The 18,989-nt window shown below is 73.2% G+C and carries 18 protein-coding genes; 9 read left to right on the top strand and 9 right to left on the bottom strand.

Annotated elements, in window-relative coordinates; genetic code table 11:
- Positions 1-27 precede the first annotated feature (27 nt).
- Positions 28-3,489: an AfsR/SARP family transcriptional regulator gene (locus tag ABT095_RS16355; RefSeq protein ID WP_350530075.1), complete on the bottom strand. Its 3,462-nt coding sequence runs from the start codon at positions 3,487-3,489 to the stop codon at positions 28-30.
- 114 nt (positions 3,490-3,603) lie between these two features.
- On the opposite strand from ABT095_RS16355, the gene ABT095_RS16350 reads away from it, so the two are divergent.
- Positions 3,604-4,413 carry a site-2 protease family protein gene (locus ABT095_RS16350; RefSeq protein ID WP_350530074.1) on the top strand — a complete coding sequence of 270 codons (810 nt, stop codon included), beginning with the start codon at positions 3,604-3,606 and terminating at the stop codon, positions 4,411-4,413.
- Between the two features lie 77 nt (positions 4,414-4,490).
- Complete coding sequence (locus tag ABT095_RS16345; protein ID WP_350530073.1) at positions 4,491-6,527, top strand: transglycosylase domain-containing protein; 2,037 nt, start codon at positions 4,491-4,493, stop codon at positions 6,525-6,527.
- Here ABT095_RS16345 and ABT095_RS16340 read toward each other — a convergent pair.
- Together ABT095_RS16340 and npdG are read right to left on the bottom strand one after the other, a co-directional pair.
- Complete coding sequence (locus ABT095_RS16340; protein WP_350530072.1) at positions 6,524-6,709, bottom strand: hypothetical protein; 186 nt, start codon at positions 6,707-6,709, stop codon at positions 6,524-6,526. The genes ABT095_RS16345 and ABT095_RS16340 overlap by 4 nt on opposite strands.
- 100 nt (positions 6,710-6,809) lie before the next feature.
- A complete protein-coding gene (gene npdG, locus ABT095_RS16335) occupies positions 6,810-7,502 on the bottom strand; it encodes an NADPH-dependent F420 reductase (protein WP_350530071.1) in 693 nt (230 codons plus the stop codon).
- A gap of 47 nt (positions 7,503-7,549) precedes the next feature.
- Between npdG and ABT095_RS16330 the strand changes: the two genes are divergently transcribed.
- Positions 7,550-8,110 carry a hypothetical protein gene (locus tag ABT095_RS16330; RefSeq protein ID WP_350530178.1) on the top strand — a complete coding sequence of 187 codons (561 nt, stop codon included), beginning with the start codon at positions 7,550-7,552 and terminating at the stop codon, positions 8,108-8,110.
- A 140-nt stretch (positions 8,111-8,250) separates the two neighbouring features.
- Positions 8,251-9,552 (top strand): MFS transporter, encoded by a 1,302-nt coding sequence (locus ABT095_RS16325; protein WP_350530070.1) that lies wholly within the window; start codon positions 8,251-8,253, stop codon positions 9,550-9,552.
- Between the two features lie 71 nt (positions 9,553-9,623).
- Here the strand turns inward: ABT095_RS16325 and ABT095_RS16320 are convergent, their stop codons facing one another.
- Entirely contained in the window at positions 9,624-9,848 is a 225-nt protein-coding gene (locus tag ABT095_RS16320; protein WP_350530069.1) for a hypothetical protein, read from the bottom strand.
- A gap of 103 nt (positions 9,849-9,951) precedes the next feature.
- Between ABT095_RS16320 and map the strand changes: the two genes are divergently transcribed.
- Entirely contained in the window at positions 9,952-10,797 is an 846-nt protein-coding gene (gene map, locus ABT095_RS16315; RefSeq protein WP_350530068.1) for a type I methionyl aminopeptidase, read from the top strand.
- A 7-nt stretch (positions 10,798-10,804) separates the two neighbouring features.
- Here the strand turns inward: map and ABT095_RS16310 are convergent, their stop codons facing one another.
- Positions 10,805-11,506: a bifunctional DNA primase/polymerase gene (locus tag ABT095_RS16310; RefSeq protein ID WP_350530067.1), complete on the bottom strand. Its 702-nt coding sequence runs from the start codon at positions 11,504-11,506 to the stop codon at positions 10,805-10,807.
- Between the two features lie 362 nt (positions 11,507-11,868).
- On the opposite strand from ABT095_RS16310, the gene ABT095_RS16305 reads away from it, so the two are divergent.
- The gene (locus ABT095_RS16305) at positions 11,869-12,084 is read left to right on the top strand and encodes a DUF8847 domain-containing protein (RefSeq protein WP_350530066.1); all 216 of its coding nucleotides are present in this window, start codon (positions 11,869-11,871) and stop codon (positions 12,082-12,084) included.
- Between the two features lie 25 nt (positions 12,085-12,109).
- On the opposite strand, the gene ABT095_RS16300 is transcribed toward ABT095_RS16305, so the two are convergent.
- Entirely contained in the window at positions 12,110-12,754 is a 645-nt protein-coding gene (locus ABT095_RS16300; RefSeq protein ID WP_502884886.1) for a PadR family transcriptional regulator, read from the bottom strand.
- Between the two features lie 172 nt (positions 12,755-12,926).
- On the opposite strand from ABT095_RS16300, the gene ABT095_RS16295 reads away from it, so the two are divergent.
- Positions 12,927-13,508 (top strand): dihydrofolate reductase family protein, encoded by a 582-nt coding sequence (locus ABT095_RS16295; RefSeq protein ID WP_350530064.1) that lies wholly within the window; start codon positions 12,927-12,929, stop codon positions 13,506-13,508.
- 17 nt (positions 13,509-13,525) lie between these two features.
- Here the strand turns inward: ABT095_RS16295 and ABT095_RS16290 are convergent, their stop codons facing one another.
- The 3 genes from ABT095_RS16290 to ABT095_RS16280 are packed head-to-tail and all read right to left on the bottom strand — an operon-like array spanning position 13,526 to position 16,505.
- A complete protein-coding gene (locus tag ABT095_RS16290; protein ID WP_350530063.1) occupies positions 13,526-14,524 on the bottom strand; it encodes an aminotransferase class I/II-fold pyridoxal phosphate-dependent enzyme in 999 nt (332 codons plus the stop codon).
- Entirely contained in the window at positions 14,521-15,861 is a 1,341-nt protein-coding gene (locus ABT095_RS16285; protein WP_350530062.1) for a radical SAM protein, read from the bottom strand. The genes ABT095_RS16290 and ABT095_RS16285 overlap by 4 nt, the downstream gene beginning before the upstream one ends.
- 50 nt (positions 15,862-15,911) lie before the next feature.
- Entirely contained in the window at positions 15,912-16,505 is a 594-nt protein-coding gene (locus ABT095_RS16280) for an MBL fold metallo-hydrolase (RefSeq protein ID WP_350530061.1), read from the bottom strand.
- A 102-nt stretch (positions 16,506-16,607) separates the two neighbouring features.
- On the opposite strand from ABT095_RS16280, the gene ABT095_RS16275 reads away from it, so the two are divergent.
- Both ABT095_RS16275 and ABT095_RS16270 read left to right on the top strand, forming a co-directional pair.
- Positions 16,608-17,564, top strand: a complete 957-nt coding sequence (locus ABT095_RS16275; RefSeq protein ID WP_350530060.1) for a GlxA family transcriptional regulator — start codon at positions 16,608-16,610, stop codon at positions 17,562-17,564.
- A 116-nt stretch (positions 17,565-17,680) separates the two neighbouring features.
- The gene (locus ABT095_RS16270) at positions 17,681-18,952 is read left to right on the top strand and encodes an MFS transporter (RefSeq protein ID WP_350530059.1); all 1,272 of its coding nucleotides are present in this window, start codon (positions 17,681-17,683) and stop codon (positions 18,950-18,952) included.
- Positions 18,953-18,989 lie beyond the last annotated feature (37 nt).

Below are 18,989 nucleotides of genomic sequence, written 5' to 3'. Positions count from 1 at the left end.
GGCGGGCCCGGGGGATCCGGGGGCAGCTCAGTCCAGGCACTCGTCCAGCAGGGCGGCCGCCTCCGTCATGGAGAGCCGGCCGCCCTCGGCGAGTGCCTCGGCGTACTCCGACCCGCCGAGCAGCCCGAGCAGCGTCGCCGAGGCGAGCTCCCGCTCCCGGCGCTCCAGGTAGGTGCCGATGTGGCCGTGCAGCTGGCCCTGCGCGCCCAGCAGCACGACCGCCCGGCGGGCCAGCCGGCGGTCCTGGCCGTGCTCGGCCAGCGCCGTCAGCACCCCGACCGCGGGCAGCACCAGCATCACCGTCATGTGCTCGGCGAAGACCGAGGCCATGCCGTCGACCGTGCGCAGCCGCTCCCGGCCCTCCCGCAGCTGCCGCACCGCGAGCTCCGGCTCGCCCGCCCGGGCGTGCACCCAGGCCTCGAGCGAGTGGACGATCCCGGTGAAGACGTCCGGCACCAGCGGGCCGAAGGAGCGCTGGTCGACCTGGAGCGCGTTCAGCTGGGCCAGCGCCTGCGGGTACTCACCGCGCCAGGTGAACAGCGCACAGAGCGCGAGCCGGCCGAACATCGCGGCGCCGTCGTGGGTGTGGCTCTTGAAGGTCAGCCCGTCCAGCGCCTCCCGGATCAGCCGCTCCCCCTCGGCCTCGTCCAGCTCGAACAGCGCCTCGCCGAGCCGGACCTGGAGGGTCGGGATCTCCTGCCAGGAGCCGAGCTCGGCCGCCAGCTCGATCGCCCGGCGGTAGCAGTCCACGGCCTGCTGGGAGCGGCCGCACTTGGCCGCGTTCTCCCCCGCCGCCGCCAGGGACTCGGACATGCCCCAGCGGTCACCCGCGGCGGTGAAGAGCTCCAGGGCCTCGTCGCAGTCCGCGGCCGCCTGTTCGCTGCTGCCCACCCAGTCGTTCAGCATCCGGGCCCGGATCTGCAGGATGAACGCCAGGTCGGAGCCCTTGCCGTACTCGCGGCAGCCCGCCACCGCGTCGTCGAGCAGCGGGCGCAGCCGGTCCATCTCCCCGGCCAGGAAGGCCGCGAACACCCGCAGCAGGCCGGGGAAGCGGTACCCCTGCGGCAGCTCGCGGGTGTAGGTGGCGGTGATCCGGCCGGCCAGCTCGGTCACCTCGGTCCTGCCCAGCATCGACATGTCGGCGCTGAACAGGCCGATCATCCGGTGGATCTGGAGCTGGCGGCGAGCCTCCTGGAGCAGCTCCGGGGTCAGCGGCGGCGCCACGTCCAACGGGTCGACCAGCAGCGGCACCGGTGCGGGGGCGCCGTCGGCGAACGGGTCCGGCCCGAGCGCGGCCACCAGCTCGGCCCAGTCCCGGGCCTCCAGCCGGTAGTCCCGCAGGGACCAGAACCAGTCCATGCCCAGGAGCAGCAGCAGGGCCTCCTGCTCGTCCCCGGTGTCCACCGCCCGGCGCAGCGCGGCCCGGACGTTGTCCTGCTCGCGCTCCAGCACGGCCAGCCAGTGCAGCTGTTCGGTGCCGTGCAGCTTGGCGTACGCCTCCCGGACCAGCTCGCGGAAGGCCGCGGTGTGCCGCCGGGCGGTCTCCCCCGCGTGCCCCGAGGGCTCGACCTCGGCCAGGCGCTCGGTGGCGTACTCGTGGATGGTCTCCAGCATCCAGTACCGCGGCTCCTCCTCCGCCAGGCCGGCCACCAGCAGCGACTTGTCCACCAGCGAGAGCACCAGGTCGGCGACCTCCTCCCGGCGCACCTCCACTCCGTCGGCGCAGACCTGCTCGGCGGCCTCCAGCGTCCAGCCGCCGGCGAAGAGCGACAGGCGGCCGAGCACCGCCCGCTCGCGCTTGCCCAGCAGGTCCCAGCTCCAGTCGACCACCGCGCGCAGGGTCTGCTGACGCGGCAGCAGGGTGCGGGAACCCGCCGTGAGCAGGGCGAAGCGGCTGTCCAGGCGGTCGGCGAGCTGACGCGGGGTCAGTCCGCGCAGCCGGGCGGCGGCCAGCTCGATGGCCAGCGGCAGCCCGTCCAGGCGGCGGCAGATCTCGGCGCAGGCCGCCGCGTCGGTGGCCGGGTCGAAGCCCGGGCGGGCGGCGGCGCCGCGCTCGGCCAGCAGGCGCAGCGCCACCGGGTCCGGCAGCGGCTCGACCGGGACGACGGCCTCGCCGGGCACCCCGAGCGGCTCCCGGCTGGTGGCCAGCACCGTGAGGCCGGGGCACTCGGCGAGCAGCTGGTCGGTGAGCTCGGCGGCGGCCTGGATCAGGTGTTCGCAGTTGTCGAGGACGATGAGCAGCCGCCGTTGGGCGCAGTGCTCGACGATCCGGCGCAGCGGGTCGACGATGCGGGACGCCTCCGCGACGGCGCCGCCCGAGTGCAGCACCGTCTCGCGCAGGCCCAGCGCCGAGAAGACCGCCCCGGCCACGGCGGCGGGCTCGTCCAGCGGCGCGAGCTCGGTGAACCAGACTCCGTCGGGCCAGGCCTCCTCGCGCTGCTCCAGCTGCGCGGCCTCCAGCGACAGCCGGGTCTTGCCCGAGCCCCCGGGGCCGGTGAGCGTCGTCAGCCGGCCCGCCTGCAGAGCCGAGCGGACCCCGGCGAGGTCCTCCTCCCGGCCGACGAAGCTGGTGAGACGGGGTCGCAGGTTACCCACGAGGCGGTCAGTTGCACTACCCAGGGGCGCGGGGAACTGCGCGTGTGCGGAAGGCAACTGGTCTGCACTCTTCCGGTCTCGCGCAGCTCCTCGCGCCCCTGGGTAGTGCAACTGATTCTCTGCGGAATCCGGCAGGTCGGCTTCTTCCGACCTCGCGCCGTTCCCCGCGCCCCTGAAAACAGGAGGTGCAAGTAGCTGCTGGTGCAGGAGCTGCAGCTCGGGGCCCGGGTCCGTGCCCAGTTCCTCGGCGAGGGTGCGGCGGACGGTCTCGTACTGCCGCAGTGCGTCGGCCGGGCGGCCGGCCTCGCGGTGGGCGCGGATCAGGAGGGCCTGCAGCTGCTCGTCGAGCGGCTGCAGCTCGCAGAGTTCGGCCAGTTCGGCGGCCACCTCGGCGGCCTGGCCGAGGGCCAGCTGGGCGGCCAGGAGCCGGCGGCGGGCCTCGCCGCGCTGGGCCTCCAGGCGGGTGGCGGCGCCGAGGCTGTCCGGCAGGTCGGCCAGGGCCGGGCCGCGCCAGAGGGCGAGGGCGGCGGTGAGCCGGTCGGCGGCCAGGGCGGGGTCGCCGGCGTCGAGGGCGGTGCGGCCCGCCGCGGCGAGGCGCTGGAAGTCGCCGAGGTCGGTGGCCTGCCCGGTCAGCCAGTACCCGGCCGGGCCGGAGCCGATCTCGCCGCGGCCGACGGTGCGCCGCAGCCGCCCGACCAGGGTCTGCAGCGCCGCCGCACCGTCCTGCGGCGGCTCGTCACCCCAGACCTCGTCCACCAGCACGTCGGCCGGCACCGGCCGGCCCTGACGCAGCGTCAGCGCTGCCAGCAGCGCGCGCAGCCGCGCGCCGCCCAGGGGGACCTGGGTGCCGTCGTCGTCCGTTGCCGTGGTGGTGCCGAGGATGCCGTAGTGCACCGCTCCATTCTGGTCCACGCGCGGGCCGGCCAGGGCCGGTGGTTGCCGGTCGCGGGGTGGGCCCGGCATCATCGGGGCTTCCACCTGTACCCGACCGTCCGGAGCCCGAGCGCCATGACCTACGCCGACACACAGGGCTCGCGCCGTGAGGAGAACCGGATCAGCCCGGTGTTCTGGGTGCTGCTCGCGACCCTGGGCACCTCCGGCTGGGCGGTCTGGTCCGGTTTCGGGACGGCGAGCTTCGGCGTCTTCCTGTTCGTGGTCTCGGGCTGGATGGTCTCGCTCTGCCTGCACGAGTACGCCCACGCCCGCACCGCCCTGCACGGCGGTGACATCACGGTCGGGGCCAAGGGCTACCTGACGCTCAACCCGCTCAAGTACGCCAACGGGCTGCTCAGCTTCGTCCTGCCGGTGATCTTCATCATCATCGGCGGCATCGGCCTGCCCGGCGGGGCCGTCTACCTCGAGACGCACCGCGTCCAGGGCCGCCTCAAGCACAGCCTGATCTCGGCGGCCGGGCCGGTGGTCAACCTGCTGTTCGCGGTGGCCCTGCTGGTGCCGGTCGGCGCCGGGTGGCTCGGCGGGCCCGAGGGGGCGGGCTGGCTGTCCTACGACCAGGTCCCCCCGGTCGCGGCCGCGTTCGCCATGCTGGGCTTTCTGCAGCTGAGCGCCGCCGTGATCAACCTGCTGCCCGTTCCCGGCCTGGACGGCTACGGGATCGTCGAGCCCTGGCTCTCGCTGAAGACCCGCCGCACCCTGGCGCCGTTCGCCCCGTACGGGATGCTGGCCGTCTTCGTGGTGCTCTGGCAGTCCTCGCTGAGCTCGAAGTTCTTCGACCTGCTCTACTGGCTCGCGCTGCGACTGGGCGTCCACGACGTCTACGTGACCCACGGATTCCAGCTGTTCCGCTTCTGGGAGAACTGAGACTGTCGCAAGGCTGTGACAGACGGACGCACTCGAACGGCCCGGTTTTCTTATCTCGCGTGCATACGCTCATCGGTATGTCTTCGTCGAACTCCGCCACCAAGAAGCTCGGGCTGGCCGGCAAGCTGCTGGCCGTCAGCGTCGTCGCCGGCGTCCTGACGGCCGGGCTCGCGCTGCCCGCCGTGGGCAGCGTCGGGCTCGGGGCCAAGGACGCGGTCTCCGGGTTCAACAGCCTGCCCGACGACTTCACCACCCCGCCGCTGTCGCAGTCCTCGACGGTCTACGACTCGGCGGGCAACGTGATCGCCACCGTCTTCGACCGGGACAGAACCGTGGTGCCCAGCGACCAGATATCCCCGCTGATGAAGCAGGCCCTGGTCGACATCGAGGACAACCGCTTCTACGAGCACGGCGCGGTGGACCTCAAGGGCGTGCTGCGGGCGATCGACAAGAACGCCGCCAGCGGCGGGGTCTCGCAGGGCGCCTCGACCCTGACCCAGCAGTACGTGAAGAACGTCTTCGTGGACGAGGCGGGCGACGACCAGAAGGCGGTGCTGGCGGCCCAGGCGCAGACCATCGGCCGCAAGGTCAAGGAGATGAAGTACGCGATCAAGGTCGAGGAGACCCTGACCAAGGACCAGATCCTGACCAACTACCTGAACATCACCTTCTTCGGCGAGCAGGCCTACGGCATCCAGGCCGCCGCCCGGCGGTACTTCAGCGTGGACGCCAAGGACCTCAGCCTGCCGCAGGCCGCCCTGCTGGCCGGCCTGGTGCAGTCGCCCAGCGGCTACGACCCGATCGCCAACCTCAAGGCCGCCACCGACCGCCGCAACACGGTGCTGCGCAAGATGGCCGAGTACGGCTCGATCACCCAGGCCGAGGCCCAGAAGGCGATCGCCACCCAGGTCACCCTCGCGGTGACCCGCCCGCAGCAGGGCTGCATCACCGCGCAGAACGGCGAGGGCTTCTTCTGCGACTACGTGAAGAAGGTCGTCACCACCGACCCGGCCTTCGGCGCCACCTCGGCCGAGCGGCAGGCGCTCTGGAAGAAGGGCGGCCTGCAGATCCGCACCACGCTGGACCCGAGGGCGCAGTCGGCCCTGCAGGACTCGGTGACCAGCCATGTGTACGCCTCCGACAAGGCGGCCACCGCGATGACGGTGGTGCAGCCGGGCACCGGCAAGATCCTGGCGATGGGGCAGAGCCGCCCGTACGGGCTCGGCGCCGACCACACCACGATCAACCTCAACGTGACCAAGTCGATGGGCGGCGGCCTGGGCTTCCCGACCGGCTCGACCTTCAAGCCGATCGTGGCGGCGGCCGCGCTGGAGAACGGGATCGACCCCTCGCAGTCGTACGACTCGCCGTACAGCATGCCGTGGCCGCGGATGACCGACTGCCAGGGCGGGGTCTTCAAGGCGGGCGGCGAGGTGCACAACGACGCGACCAGCCTCAAGGGCCCGTTCACCATGGGCGACGCCATGGCCAAGTCGGTGAACACGTACTTCGCCTCGCTGGAGGCGGACGCGGGGCTGTGCAACGTCTCCCAGATGGCCGGCCGGCTCGGCATCCAGCAGCAGGCGGGCGGCGAGAAGCTCCAGGTGGTGCCCTCGATGGCGCTGGGCTCCAACGACCTGACCCCGCTGGAGATGGCGAGCGTCTACGCCGCCTTCGCCGCGCACGGCACCTACTGCGCGCCCTCCGCGATCACCTCGGTGACCACGGCCGACGGCAAGCAGCTGAACGTACCGAAGGGCTCCTGCGACGACGCCATGACGGCGAGGACGGCCGACGCGATCACCGGGATGCTCAAGGGCGTGGTGCAGGACGGCACGGGCACCCAGGCCGGGCTGACCGACCGCGACAGCGCGGGCAAGACCGGTACCACCAACGCCGGCCGGCAGGTCTGGTTCGTCGGCTACACGCCCGAGCTGGCCGGGGCCACCGTGGTCAGCGACACCGACTCGCCGACCTCCCTGGACGGCCAGAAGATCGGCGGCCACCGGGTCGACCAGGCCTTCGGCGGCACGCTGGCCGGGCCGATCTGGCGGGACGCGATGAGCGGCGCCCTGGACGGCACCACCCCGCAGAGCTTCAGCTCAGGGGGCTAGGCAGCCTGGTCGGCGGCCTTCGCCTGGCGCTCGCGGCGCAGGTAGAACCAGGCGATGTTGCTGGCCACCCCGGCCAGCAGCACCCAGACCACGCCGAACCAGTTGCCCTCGACGAAGGAGACCACCGCCGCGGTCAGCGCCAGCACGAAGACGATCGAGGCCATCAGGGCGTTGCGGGGCATGCGGGTGGCTCCTTGGTCAGGGTGCTTTCGCCCTCCATTGTCACGGAAGGCCCCCCTGGCTCTGACCAGGGGGGCCTTCCGTGCCGGTCCTGACCGGTGCCTACACGTCGGTGATGCGCAGGCCCGCGTGGGCCTTGTAGCGGCGGTTGACCGAGATCAGGTTGGCCACCAGCGCCTCGACCTGGTGGGCATTGCGCAGGCGGCCCGCGAAGATGCCGCGCATGCCGGGGATGCGGCCGGCCAGTGCCCGGACCACGTCGGTGGCTTCGCGGTCCTCGCCGAGCACCATGACGTCGGTGTCGATCTCGGCGACCGACGCGTCCTGCAGCAGCACCGCGGAGAGGTGGTGGAAGGCGGCCGTCACCCGGGAGTCCGGCAGCAGGGCGGCGGCCTGCTCGGCGGCGCTGCCCTCCTCGGGCAGAATCGCGTAGGCGCCCTGCTTGTCGAAGCCGAGCGGGTTGACGCAGTCGACGACGATCTTGCCGGCGAGCTCCTCGCGCAGCGCGGTCAGCGTCGCGGCGTGGCCCTCCCAGGGCACCGCGACGATCACGATGTCGCTCTCCCGGGCGCAGGCCGCGTTGTCCGCACCGCGCACCCCGAGGCCCAGCTCGGCGGCGGCCGCCTCGGCGCGCTCGGCCGTCCGGGAGCCGATGACGACCGGCTGGCCGGCCTTGGCCAGCCGGTAGGCGAGACCGCGGCCCTGGTCGCCGGTCCCTCCCAGCACGCCGACCACGAGCTGCGAGACGTCGGGCACCTCGTGGGCCGGGTTGGTCACTGAATCGTGGGTACTCATGGGGGAGATCCTGCCAAACCACCATCGGTGGCTCCATGCTGAACCGCGTGGACGCCGTGAGAGTTTCAGCACTACGCGAACGACTCGCCGGGACGGGCTGGCTGGAGGCCGCCGGGGAGTTCGGCGGCGCGCTCCGACGGTCCGTCAGCCGCCGCAGCGCCGCCGGGCTGCTGCTGGTCGGGACGGAGCGGTACGAGCCCTGGCACCTGGCCGCCCACCTGGGCGACGAGGCCGCGTGGTCCGGCGTGCCGCGGCTGGCCCCCACCCTGCTGCGGCACCGGCCGCCGGCCGACGCCCCCGCCCACCTGGGCCACGGCCTCGCCCGGCTGGTCGAGGCCCGTCGCGGCGCCACCGTCCTGGTGGTCGCCCTCGAATCGGCCGAGGCGCCCCTGCTCGAGCGCGTCCACGACGCCCGCCGGGGCGGGGCCACCGTCCTGACCCTGGACACCGGCGACGGCGAACTGGCTTCGCTGGCCCACGAACGCCTGGCCGTCCCGGGCGCGGCGGACGAGCCCTTCGACCTCGTCCAACACCTGGTCAGCACGGCGGCGGGCGCCAAGCCCCGGCTGCTTTCGCGGCTGATGCCCGCACCTCTGGCACGGTGGTAGTCGCACTGTCCAGGGGCGCGAGGAACTGCGCGAAGCGGTAGGGCCCGGGCCTGTTGCATTCCGACCTCGCGCAGTTCCCCGCGCCCCTGAGGTGGTAATTCGTTTGCCTGAGAGTGACCGGCGGCGGACGATAACCGGCGATGACTTCTGATGCCTCCTGGCGTGCCCTCCTGCACAAGATCCGCCCCGACATGTCGCCCTGGCGCTCCTCGACCGACTTCCGGTTGCTGTGGAGCTCGGGGTGCATCTCCGCGTTCGGCAGCTTCCTGACGTACGTCGCGCTGCCGCTGCAGATCAAGGACCTGACCGGCTCCTCCTTCGCCGTCGGCCTGATCGGCGCCGTGGAGCTGGTGCCGCTGATCGTGTTCGGGCTGTGGGGCGGGGCACTCGCCGACGCGCTGGACCGGCGCAAGCTGGTGCTGTGCTCGGAGGCCGGGCTGGCGCTGCTCTCCGGGCTGCTGCTGCTCAACGCACTGCTGCCGCACCCCGTGCTCTGGCCGATCTACGTGGTCGCGGCCCTGGTCGCGGCGGTCGACGGCCTGCAGCGCCCGGCACTGGACTCGCTGACCCCGCGCATCGTCCCCCACGACCAGCTGACGGCGGCCTTCTCGCTGCTCTCGCTCTACCGCAACGCGGCCTCCGTCGCGGGCCCGGCGCTGGCCGGTGTGATCGTGGCGACGGCCGGGGTGCAGACGGCGTACGCGCTGGACGTGGCCACCTTCGCCGTCTCGCTGCTGCTGCTCGCCCGGATGCGGGCCGTGCCGCCGGCCACCGGCGCCGAGCGGCCGACCCTGAAGTCGATAGCGGTCGGCGTCCGGTACGCCTGGAGCCGCAAGGACCTCCTCGGCACGTATGCGATCGACATCGTGGCGATGCTGTTCGCCTACCCGGTGGCGATCTTCCCGTTCCTCGCGGCCGACCTGCACGCCGGCTGGGCGCTCGGCCTGATGTACGGCGCCTCGGCCTTCGGCGGTCTGCTGGTCTCGGTGACCAGCGGCTGGACCTCCCACGTCAACCGGCACGGCCGGATGCTGGTGCTGGCCGCGCTCGGCTGGGGCGCCGCGATGGCGCTGGCCGGGGCGACCGGGAGCGTCTGGGTGGTGCTGCTCGGGCTCGCGCTCGCCGGCGGGGCGGACCAGATCAGCGGGATCGCCCGCTCGACCATCTGGAACCAGTCCATCCCGGACGAGCTGCGCGGCCGCCTCGCCGGGGTCGAGCTGCTCAGCTACTCGGTCGGCCCGCAGCTGGGCCAGGTCCGGGCCGGCGGCATGGCCAGCCTGATCGGCGCCCGGGGCTCGGTCTGGGTCGGCGGCCTGGCCTGCGTGGTCGGCGTGGTCGGCCTGACCGCCGCGCTGCCGAGCATGCTCGCCTGGGACAGGCGCACCGACCCGAACGCGGCCGCCGTCCGCGCCGAGCGGGAGGCCGCCGAACTGGCGGCCTGACCCAGGGCCAGTCTTCAGACCCCCGTCGTCCGCCCGCCCCGCAGACGGGGGTCTGAAGACTGGCCCTAGCGTCAGCCGTTCGGCTCCTCGTCCTTCCAGCGCGGATCCTCGCGCCACTCCTTGTTGCGCTCGTCGGCGGTCTGCAGCGCGTGCGCGGCCTCCTCCCGGGTCGCGTACGGGCCGAGCCGGTCCTTCGCGGCGCACTCGGGGCCCTCCTCGACCTTCTGGTGCTTCAGGCACCAGAACCACTCCCCCGGCTGCCCGGTCGGCTTCTTGCTCCCGAAGCCCAACGGCATGGCGATCAACTCCCATCGGTCGTCCCTGACGCTGATCATTCCCGGCGGGCGTCGCACACACACTGCCGGGGTGGCGTACGGGGTGCCCGATAGACTCGCCGTCATGGCTCTCGTACCCGGCGTCCAGTCGCCCACCCGCAAGGTCCCCGCGCACATCGCCCGCCCGGAGTACGTCGGCAGGCCCGGCCCGACCCCGTACACCGGCCCCGAGGTGCAGAGCGCCGAGACCGTCGAGAAGATGCGGATCGCCGGCCGGATCGCCGCCCAGGCGATGGCGGAGGCCGCCAAGCTGATCGCCCCCGGCGTCACCACGGACGCGCTGGACGTCGTCGCGCACGAGTACATGTGCGACCACGGCGCCTACCCCTCGGACCTCGGGTACCGGGGCTTCCCCAAGTCGATCTGCACCTCGGTCAACGAGGTGATCTGCCACGGCATCCCGGACTCGACCGTGCTGCAGGACGGCGACATCGTCAACATCGACGCGACCGCCTTCATCCACGGTGTGCACGGCGACCTCAACGCCACCTACCTGTGCGGGGACGTGGACGAGGAGTCCCGTCTGCTGGTCGAGCGCACCGAGGAGTCGCTCGCCCGGGCGATCAAGGCCGTGAAGCCGGGCCGCCAGATCAACGTGATCGGGCGGGTCATCGAGTCGTACGCCAAGCGCTTCGACTACGGCGTGGTGCGGGACTTCACCGGGCACGGCATCAACACGTCGTTCCACTCCGGCCTGATCATCCCGCACTACGACAGCGAGCGGGCCACCGAGGTGATCAAGCCGGGCATGACCTTCACCATCGAGCCGATGCTCACCCTGGGCACCTACGACTACGAGGTCTGGGCCGACGGCTGGACGGTCGTCACCAAGGACCGCAAGCGGACCGCGCAGTTCGAGCACACGCTGGTGGTCACGGCCGACGGTGCGGAGATCCTGACACTGCCGTAACGGCCTGTCAGCCGATCAGCCACTGCTCCTCGGCGACCGCACCCACCTCGGTGCAGGCGTCGATCAGCACGTCGAGCAGCCGCAGCGCGTCCGGCAGCGGCTGCTCGGGGCCGCGCAGCCAGCGCACCTGCGAGCCGTCCGGCAGGGCGGCCGGGGGCACCAGCGTGTAGGAGCCGCGGGAGTGCCAGCGCAGGCCGGGGTGCTCGGACATGGTGTCCGGCGTGCTGTCCAGCGCGCTGGACCACCACTCGTCCTCGTCGGCCGGGGTGCCCTTGGTGACGGTGAAGAAGAGGTACCTGTCCTCGCCGACGGCCGCGACCGGGCCGCCGACGCCGAGCTCGTCCAGCCGCTCCAGCGCGAGGCGCCCGGCCTCGGCCGGGACGTCCAGCACGTCGTGGGCCCGGCCGGTGGCGGTCACGAAATTCGCCTGCGGGTCCCGCGAGAGCCAGCGGGAGAGCTGCTCGGGATCGGTGCTCGCCTGGGTCTGCCAGGCGAAGGAGACCGGGTGCTGGCCGGGGGCCGGACAGCCCACCCGGTCGCAGGAACAGCGGTGCCCGGCGATGTGCGCGGCCGGGGCGAGCGGGAAGCCGGCGGTCACGGCGCCGAGCAGCTGATCCAGCCGAACGGCCGCGTCCAGGCCGGTCGCGGGTCTGCCCCGCTCCCGGTCGCGCCGCTGCCACCAGGCCGTCCACCTACTGCTGGCTACCATCGGGCCCCTTCCGCACCTGCTGTGACCTACCGTGCCTGGTGCGGCACGGCAACCGACGCAACACCCGACGCAACGCCCGAACCCGCCCGTTGCTTCCCCGGGCCGGGCTCGGCCCGGTGCGTCCACCACGGGCCGGAGCCGGGGTTGCCGGACGGCCGACGCCCGGGGTCACGGTACGGAGTACGAGAGCCCACGGCTCCGCGGGAAGGCGCGGTGATGCGCGCCCGAACCGGCCCGTACGGGGCCCGCTGACCCGGATTACCCCGGGGGCGTACAGAGCAGGATAAGGGTCTCCACAGGGTCTCCATGACCGGGGGGCGGTGCCGCTTCGGTCACACTCGCCGAGCACCTAGGCTGAGCTGGTGCGTAGTGCGAAGACCGAATTCCACGGCGGGCCCCTGGACGGGCGGGTGCTCGACATCCTGCTGAACACCCTCGGCAACGTGCCGAAGGTCTACCGGGTGCCGGTGCCCGCCCACGGGGACACCCCGGCGGTGACGCTCGTCTACCGGCGGGCCAAGGAGTACGACCCCAAGGGCCGGTGGCGCTGGCGCTACGAGTACGACGCCTCCGCTTAGGCCTCTTCCGCCAGGCCCCTCCCGGCTACGCCTCTTCCGCAAGGATGAGGTACAGCTTCTTCTTCGCCTCGGTGAGGACGGCCAGGCCCTTGGCCCGCTGCTCCTCCGTGCCGGTGGCCATCACCTGGCGGATGGCGTGGTCCACGGCGCCCAGCGCCTGGCCCACCTCCTGCACGGCCTCCCAGTCGACGCCGCGGCTCGCCTCCTCCCACGGGGACTGCGAGCCGGCCTCGGCCTCGGCGCGACCGGTCTCGGTCAGCTCGAACAGCCGCTTGCCGGACACCTCCTGAGCCCGGATCAGCCCCTCCTCCTCAAGCAGCTGCAGGGTCGGGTACACCGAACCCGGGCTCGGGCGCCAGGCCCCGCCGGTCCGCTCACCGATCTCGGTGATCATCTCGTAGCCGTGCATCGGCCGCTCCCGCAGCAGCGCCAGCAGCGAGGCCCGCACGTCCCCACGCCGGGCCCGCCCCCGCCCACGGCCACCCCCACGCGGCCCGTGGCCGTGGCCACGCCCGCCGAAGCCGCCATGCCCGAACGGCCCGCCCGGCCCCCGCGGCGGCCCGCCGAACCCCCCGAAGGCCCCCCGCCCCTCGGCCATCTCCCCGGGAAACTCCCCGGCCTCCATGCGCCGCCCACGGCGACGCCCTTCTCCACGGAACTGTCCTCGCATGAGGACCACCACCTTCAGACTCTTACGGAAACCTCCCAACGAGGCATCTCGATAACTCGACGATATATCGCTACCTATCGCTCGTCAACGGTGAACGACTGTCGCTCCCGACATCCGGCGGCAGGCGACCCGGACCGAATACCTTGGGGCCCCCGAAGCAGAGGAGAGCCCCGTGGGCAAGGTGGTCATGTACGGCTCGGTGTCGGTGGACGGCTTCGTCGCGGACGCGAACGACCAGCCCGGGCCGCTGTTCGACTGGCTGTCCAGCGGTGACGTCCCGCTGGACGAGAGCGGCGAGCTGAAGGTGTCGCAGACGTCGTACGACTACACCCGGCCGTACTGGGACCAGATCGGCGTCACGATCGTCGGCCGCCACGTCTTCGATCTGACGGACGGCTGGGACGGGAAGCCTCCGGGCGGGATCGACCACGTGGTCATCGTGACGCACCGGCCGGCGCCCGAGGGCTGGGCGCCGGAGGCGCCGTTCCACTTCGTCGACGGCGTCGGGGCGGCCATGGCCAAGGCGCAGGAGCTCGCGGGTGAACGCACGGTCGAGGTCGCCGCCGGCGAGGTCGGTGGCCAGGTGCTTGCGGCGGGCCTGGTCGACGAGGTGCGCATGGACGTCGTGCCGGTCGTGTTCGGGTCCGGCAAGCGTTTCTTCGGTCCGGTCGACGCGCAGCACCTGTTGGAGGACCCTGACGTGGTCATCCAGGGCGACCGGGTGCTCCACCTGCGCTATCGGGTGCGCCGCTGACCGGACACACCCGAGCGTCAGGCCAGGCTGGTCAGGACGGAGCCGGGCCAGGTGGTGTCACCGAAGACGGTGGCCGGCAGGGCGAGTACGCCGTGCTCGTGCCGGAGGGTCTCCGATGGGATGTCGACGGGGAAGAAGTAGTTGCCGGGGCTGGTCCGGCTCGCGGTGGGGATCGCTCCCAGGACCTCCGCCGGGAGCCGGTCGAAGAGCCGGTCGGCCCGGGTGGTCAGTTCTTCGGCGACTCGGTGGGGCAGATCGGCGTGGTCGGTGAGGAGACGGTCGGCGAGCCGGAGCTGGTCCTGGGTCGGCGGCTGGGCCCGGAACGCCTCGGCCAGGTCGGACTGGTCCGGGCCGAGCAGGACCACACCGAAGGTGCGGGGCCAGAGCCAGCCCTTGGTGACCGAGTGCAGCAGGACCGCACGGCCGGTGGCCAGCAGCCGGCGGGTGCCGGCGGCGAACGGGGCTGCCAGGTCGTAGACGGTGTCGATCAGCAGGTAGCGGTGGGGGGCGTCGTCCAGCCAGGAGATCAGGGCGGAGCACTCGGGCTCGGACAGGTGGCGGCCGAGCGGCTTGCTGGGGTTGGCGAGCAGGAGGTACTCGGGCCGGTCCGTGGCCGCCTCGCCGGGCAGCGCCGGGGCCGGGAGGGTCGGGGCTGGCAGGGTCGGGTAGGACGCGGGTGCCAGGCCCGCCGCGCGGGCCAGCTCGAAGTAGACCGGGTACACGTCGCTCGGCAGCCACAGCCGTGCCCGCTCGGCGTGCAGCCGGCGGAACACCACCTCGAGCCCGTGCCGGACACCCCGGCAGACCATGGCGCGGCGGGACCACTCCTCCGGCAGCTCGTACCGCCGCAGCCAGGTGCGGGCGAGATCGCACCGGTACACCGTCCGCAGGTCGGTGGGCGGCTCCGGCCGCAGTGCGGCGAGTGCCCGGTAGACGTTGGTCTCGGCAGCGTCCAGCAGCGACGGGGACTCGGTGAGCTGCCGCCGCCGGAAGTCCTGGAAGTCCTCGAACCTCATGCCGTCGCCCCTTCCCGCACGATCTCGCTGCCCCGGTCCTCGAGGGAGGCGTAGCAGCGTCCGTCGGCCAGCACGTTCCAGCTGCGGACGATCCCGTTGGTGCGCTCCCAGAACAGGCTGGGCTCGGTGTAGGCGGCGATCCGCATCGGGCGGCCGTCCCAGCTGCCCCGGTAGACGGGGGCGCCCCAGGGCAGGCGGCTCGCCGGCTCGAAGCCGTGCTGCTCGGCGAAGCGGGTGACGACGGACAGCGAGACCTGGTGCTCCCGGCTCCAGCGGTTGGCGGTGCGGTCGAAGTAGAGCGATTCGGTACTGGTGGAGACGTACAGCTCCTTGAAGCAGACCTCCTCGACGCCGAGCGCCGCGGCCCAGGAGAGGTAGTCGGCGACGCCGGCCGCGTCGGCCACGCCGCCGCGCTGGAGCACGCAGATCAGCCTCATCCGCAGGCCCGGCCAGCGGCCCCGCTCCGTCCGCCAGGTGTCGGCCACGGCGGCCACCGGGGTGCGCAGCGCCATCAGCCGTTCGCTGACGGCGTCGTCCTGGTGGTGCCGGGAGACCGCGAGGACGCTCAGGCCCGCGGCACTCAGGGCCGCCAGCCGGTCGGCCCGGTCGGCGTGCTCGCCCTTCGCGAGGGTGTGCGCGTTGGTGATCAGGACGACCTTCGGGAAGGCCGCCGCGCAGGCGGACACCATCCGCAGCTGCTGGTCGAACGGCAGGAGCGTCGGCTCCCCGCCGCCGGTGATCACCGCCCGCTCGGCGCCGGCCGCACGGGCGCGCTCCAGCCAGTGGTCCACCGCCTCCCACGGGACTCGGGCCGGCGCCTGGTCGCTGGAGATCGACGCCGCGGAGAAGCAGAACGAACACCGCGCCTGGCAGGCGGAGGCGACCGGCAGCACCGAGACCGAACGCGGCGTCAGGTCGGCGTAGCCCCGCTGGGTCGGCCCGTGCAGCTGCAGGGAGGCCGCCATCGCATCCTCGACGGTCGTGGCGCGCAGCGTGAACTCCTCGCCCGCCCGGTCGAGTTCGTGGACGGCCGACAGCCGGATGCGGGCCTCGTGCAGCTCCGCGCCGAGACCGGTCGCCACGTTGGGCACCAGCTCGTCCGGGTCCACCGCCGTCTCCAGCACCAGCAGCCGGTCACCCGGTACGGCGAGCCGGTCGAGCAGCCGCTGTGCCTTGCCTATCCCGATGCCCAACTCCGCCCGGGTCAGCAGGTGGAACCGGTCGGGGAAGGTGCTCTCCGGGATCCCCGCCTTGCCGTAGGCGAGCGCGTACTTGTCGAAGCCCCGCGCGAAGTTCGACAGCACGATGACGTGGAAGCGCTGGTCTCTGGCGTTCATCCGGTCATCTTGCCGGATCGGAGGCCCGGCTGATCAGTGCTTTTTCGCGGCTACCGAGGGGTGGCCGCGTCGGGGGTGAAGGGTGCGCCGTGGCCGGGGACGATCAGGTCGGCGGTGGCGATGACGCGTTCGCGGGAGGTGCGGAGCTGGTCGCGGTCGGGGGCGACCGGGTCGTCGGCGGGGCCGGCGGCGTGCCACCAGAGGTCGCCGGCGAAGGCGACCACGCCGGTGGGGGTGCCTGCCAGGAGGGTGATGTCCTCGTGGCTGTGGCCGGGGGTGCGGATCAGGCGCAGCGAGGGGGTGAGCTCGTAGCCCTCGGCGTCGCGGTTCTTCCACTGGTCGGCGCGGTACTCCACCTTGTGGTCGTGCACCAGGGCCCGGGGGAAGAGGCCGACGTTCATGGTGTTGTCCGGGTGGTGGTGGCTGAGCACCACGTCGGTGATGTCCTCCGGCCCGAGGCCCAGTTCGGCGAGCGGCCCGAGGATGGCCTCCGGGCTCGCCACCATGCCCGGGTCGAAAATCAGGTGCCGGCCGGCGTCGGTGAGGTAGGAGACGGTGGCGGCGACCCCGGGGCCGGTGGAGCCGACGTAGCCGGTGGTCAGGACCTTGAAGGCGGCGCTGCGGCCGAGCGGTGCGTCTGTCATGGCTCAAGCCTCCCGGGCCCGGCCGTGGCGGACGAGTGGCACAAGTGCCCATGATCGCAGGATTTCTGCCAACCCGGCGCCCGCCCGTGGGAGACTGCCGCGGTGCCCCCCTTCCGGACCGTCGCCGCCTACGCCCCGCCCGGGGTCGGCCTGCTCGCCGCGGGCCTGGTCACCGAGGTGTTCGGCCCGCACGGCGCGGCGCTGCCCGGCTTCGACTTCGCCCTCTGCGCCGACCGGCCCGGGCCGCTGCCCACGGACTGCGGCCTGCCGCTGGCCGTTCCGCACGGCCTGGAGCGCCTCGCCGAGGCCGATCTGGTGCTCGCCCTGCCCGGGGCCGGGTTCCGCACCCCGCCGCCACCCGCCGTGCTCGACGCCCTGCGGGCCGCGCACGCGCGCGGCGCGGTGGTCGCGGCCCACTGCGTCGGCGCCTTCACCCTCGCCGCCGCCGGCCTGCTCGACGGCCGGCGGGCCACCACCCACTGGCGGTTCGCCGCGCTGCTCGCCGAGCGCCATCCACAGGTCACCGTGGAGGCCGAGGCGCTGTACGTCGACGAGGGCGGTATCGTCACCGGCGCCGGGGCGGCCGCCGGCTTCGACCTCTGCCTGCACCTGCTGCGGCGCGAGTACGGCGCCGCCTTCGCCAACACCGTCGCCCGGGACATGGTGCTGCCCTCCCACCGCGACGGCGGGCAGGCCCAGTACCTGGCCGCGCCCGTCCCCGAGGACGGCGAGGACGAGCGGCTCGCCGAGGTGCTGGCCTGGGCCCGCGAGCACCTCGACGAGCCGCTGCCCGTCACCGAGTTGGCCCGCCGCGCGATGATGAGCCGGCGCACCTTCGCCCGCCGTTTCACCGCCGCGACCGGCACCACCCCGCACGCCTGGCTGCGCAGCCTGCGACTGGCCCGGGCCGAGGAGCTCCTGGAGACCACCGACCTCCCGGTCGAGGAGATCGCCCGCCTGGTCGGCTACGGCAGCGGGGCCGTGCTGCGCGAGCAGTTCGTCCGCCGCCGCGGCGTGCCGCCGCGCACCTACCGGCGGGCCTTCACCGAGGCACCCTGACGGCCTGACTTCAAGTGCACTTGACCTGCCCGACCTCAAGGGCGCCTGACCTTGCTGACCTCAAGGGCGCTTGACCTGCTTGACCTCAAGGGCGCTTGATCTGTCAGGGTGTCCGGATGCCTCTGCTCCGGGCCGCCCGCCGGCCACCGCTGATACCCGCGCCCTACCGGCCACTGCTCGCTCGCGGGCCGTTCCGGCGGCTACTGCTGCCCGTGGTCGCCTCCGACCTCGGGGACGGGATGAGCGTGGTGACGGTGCCGTGGCTGGCGCTGCAGCTCGCGCCGCCCGGGTGGGGCGGGCTGTACGTGGGGCTGGCGGTGGCCGCGTACGCGCTGCCAGGAGCGCTCGGGGCGCTGGTGTTCGGCCGCTGGGTGCGGGCGCTGCCCGCCCGGCGGCTGGTGGTGGCGGACGCCTGGCTGCGGACCGCGATGCTCGGCGCGATTCCAGCCTGCTGGGCCGTCGGGGTGCTGCGGCCGGAGCTGTACGTGGCGCTGCTCACCGCCTCCTCGGTGCTGCACGCCTGGGGCAGCGCCGGGCGATACGCGCTGGTCGCGCAGCTGCTTCCGCCCGAGCGGCGGCTGCCCGCCAACGCCCTGGTCAGCGCGAGCGTCTCGGCCGCCACCGTGCTCGGCCCGGCGGTGGCCGGAGTGCTGGCCACCGCGATCGCCCCGGCCTGGATCATCGCGGTCGACGCCGCCAGCTTCGCCCTGCTCGCCGTGCAGGCCGCCCGCCTCGGCGGGCCGGTGCCGCCGGCCGAGCCCGAGCCGGTCGACCAGGCCCCGCCGGGCCGGGCCGCCGAGGGGCTGCGGGTGCTGCGGCGCCGGCCCGAACTGCTCGGCATCCTCGCGCTGACCTGGGGCTTCAACTTCCTCTACGGCCCGGTGGAGGTCGCCCTCCCACTCCACATCACCACCGAACTGCACGGCGATGCCGGCCTGTTGGGTGCGTACTGGACGGCCTTCGGTGCGGGCGCCGTGCTCGGCGGGCTGGCCGCCGGGCTGCTGCGGCGGCTCCCGCTCTGGGGCGTCACGCTGGCGATCGTGGCCGGCTGGGGCCTGCTGATGGTGCCGTTCGGACTGGGCGCCCCGGCGGCGGTCACCGTGACCTGCTTCGGGCTGGGCGGCCTGGTCTACGGCCCGTACACCGCGCTGACCTTCACGCTCTTCCAGAACCGCACCCCCAGCGCGCAGTTGACCACCGTGCTGGCCGCGCGCAGCGCCGCGCTGCTCACCTCGAGCCCGCTCGGCACCGCGCTCGGCGGCCCGCTCACCGTCGCCTTCGCGCCGCACGCGGTGATCGCCGTCTCCGGGCTCGCGACCCTCGGACTGGCGGTGGCCGGTGCGGCGTTCCGGCCGTGGGCCCGCCCTTCCGGGCTGGACGGTGCGTGAACTACCTTGATCCGTAGTCGAATCAGGGGGTTACGCA

It is taken from the genome of Kitasatospora sp. NPDC002227 (genome assembly GCF_040296285.1).
In the GTDB taxonomy this organism is placed as follows: domain Bacteria; phylum Actinomycetota; class Actinomycetes; order Streptomycetales; family Streptomycetaceae; genus Kitasatospora.
The sequence above is the reverse complement of the archived record's forward strand: the minus strand, read 5'-3'. Positions and strand labels throughout refer to the sequence as shown.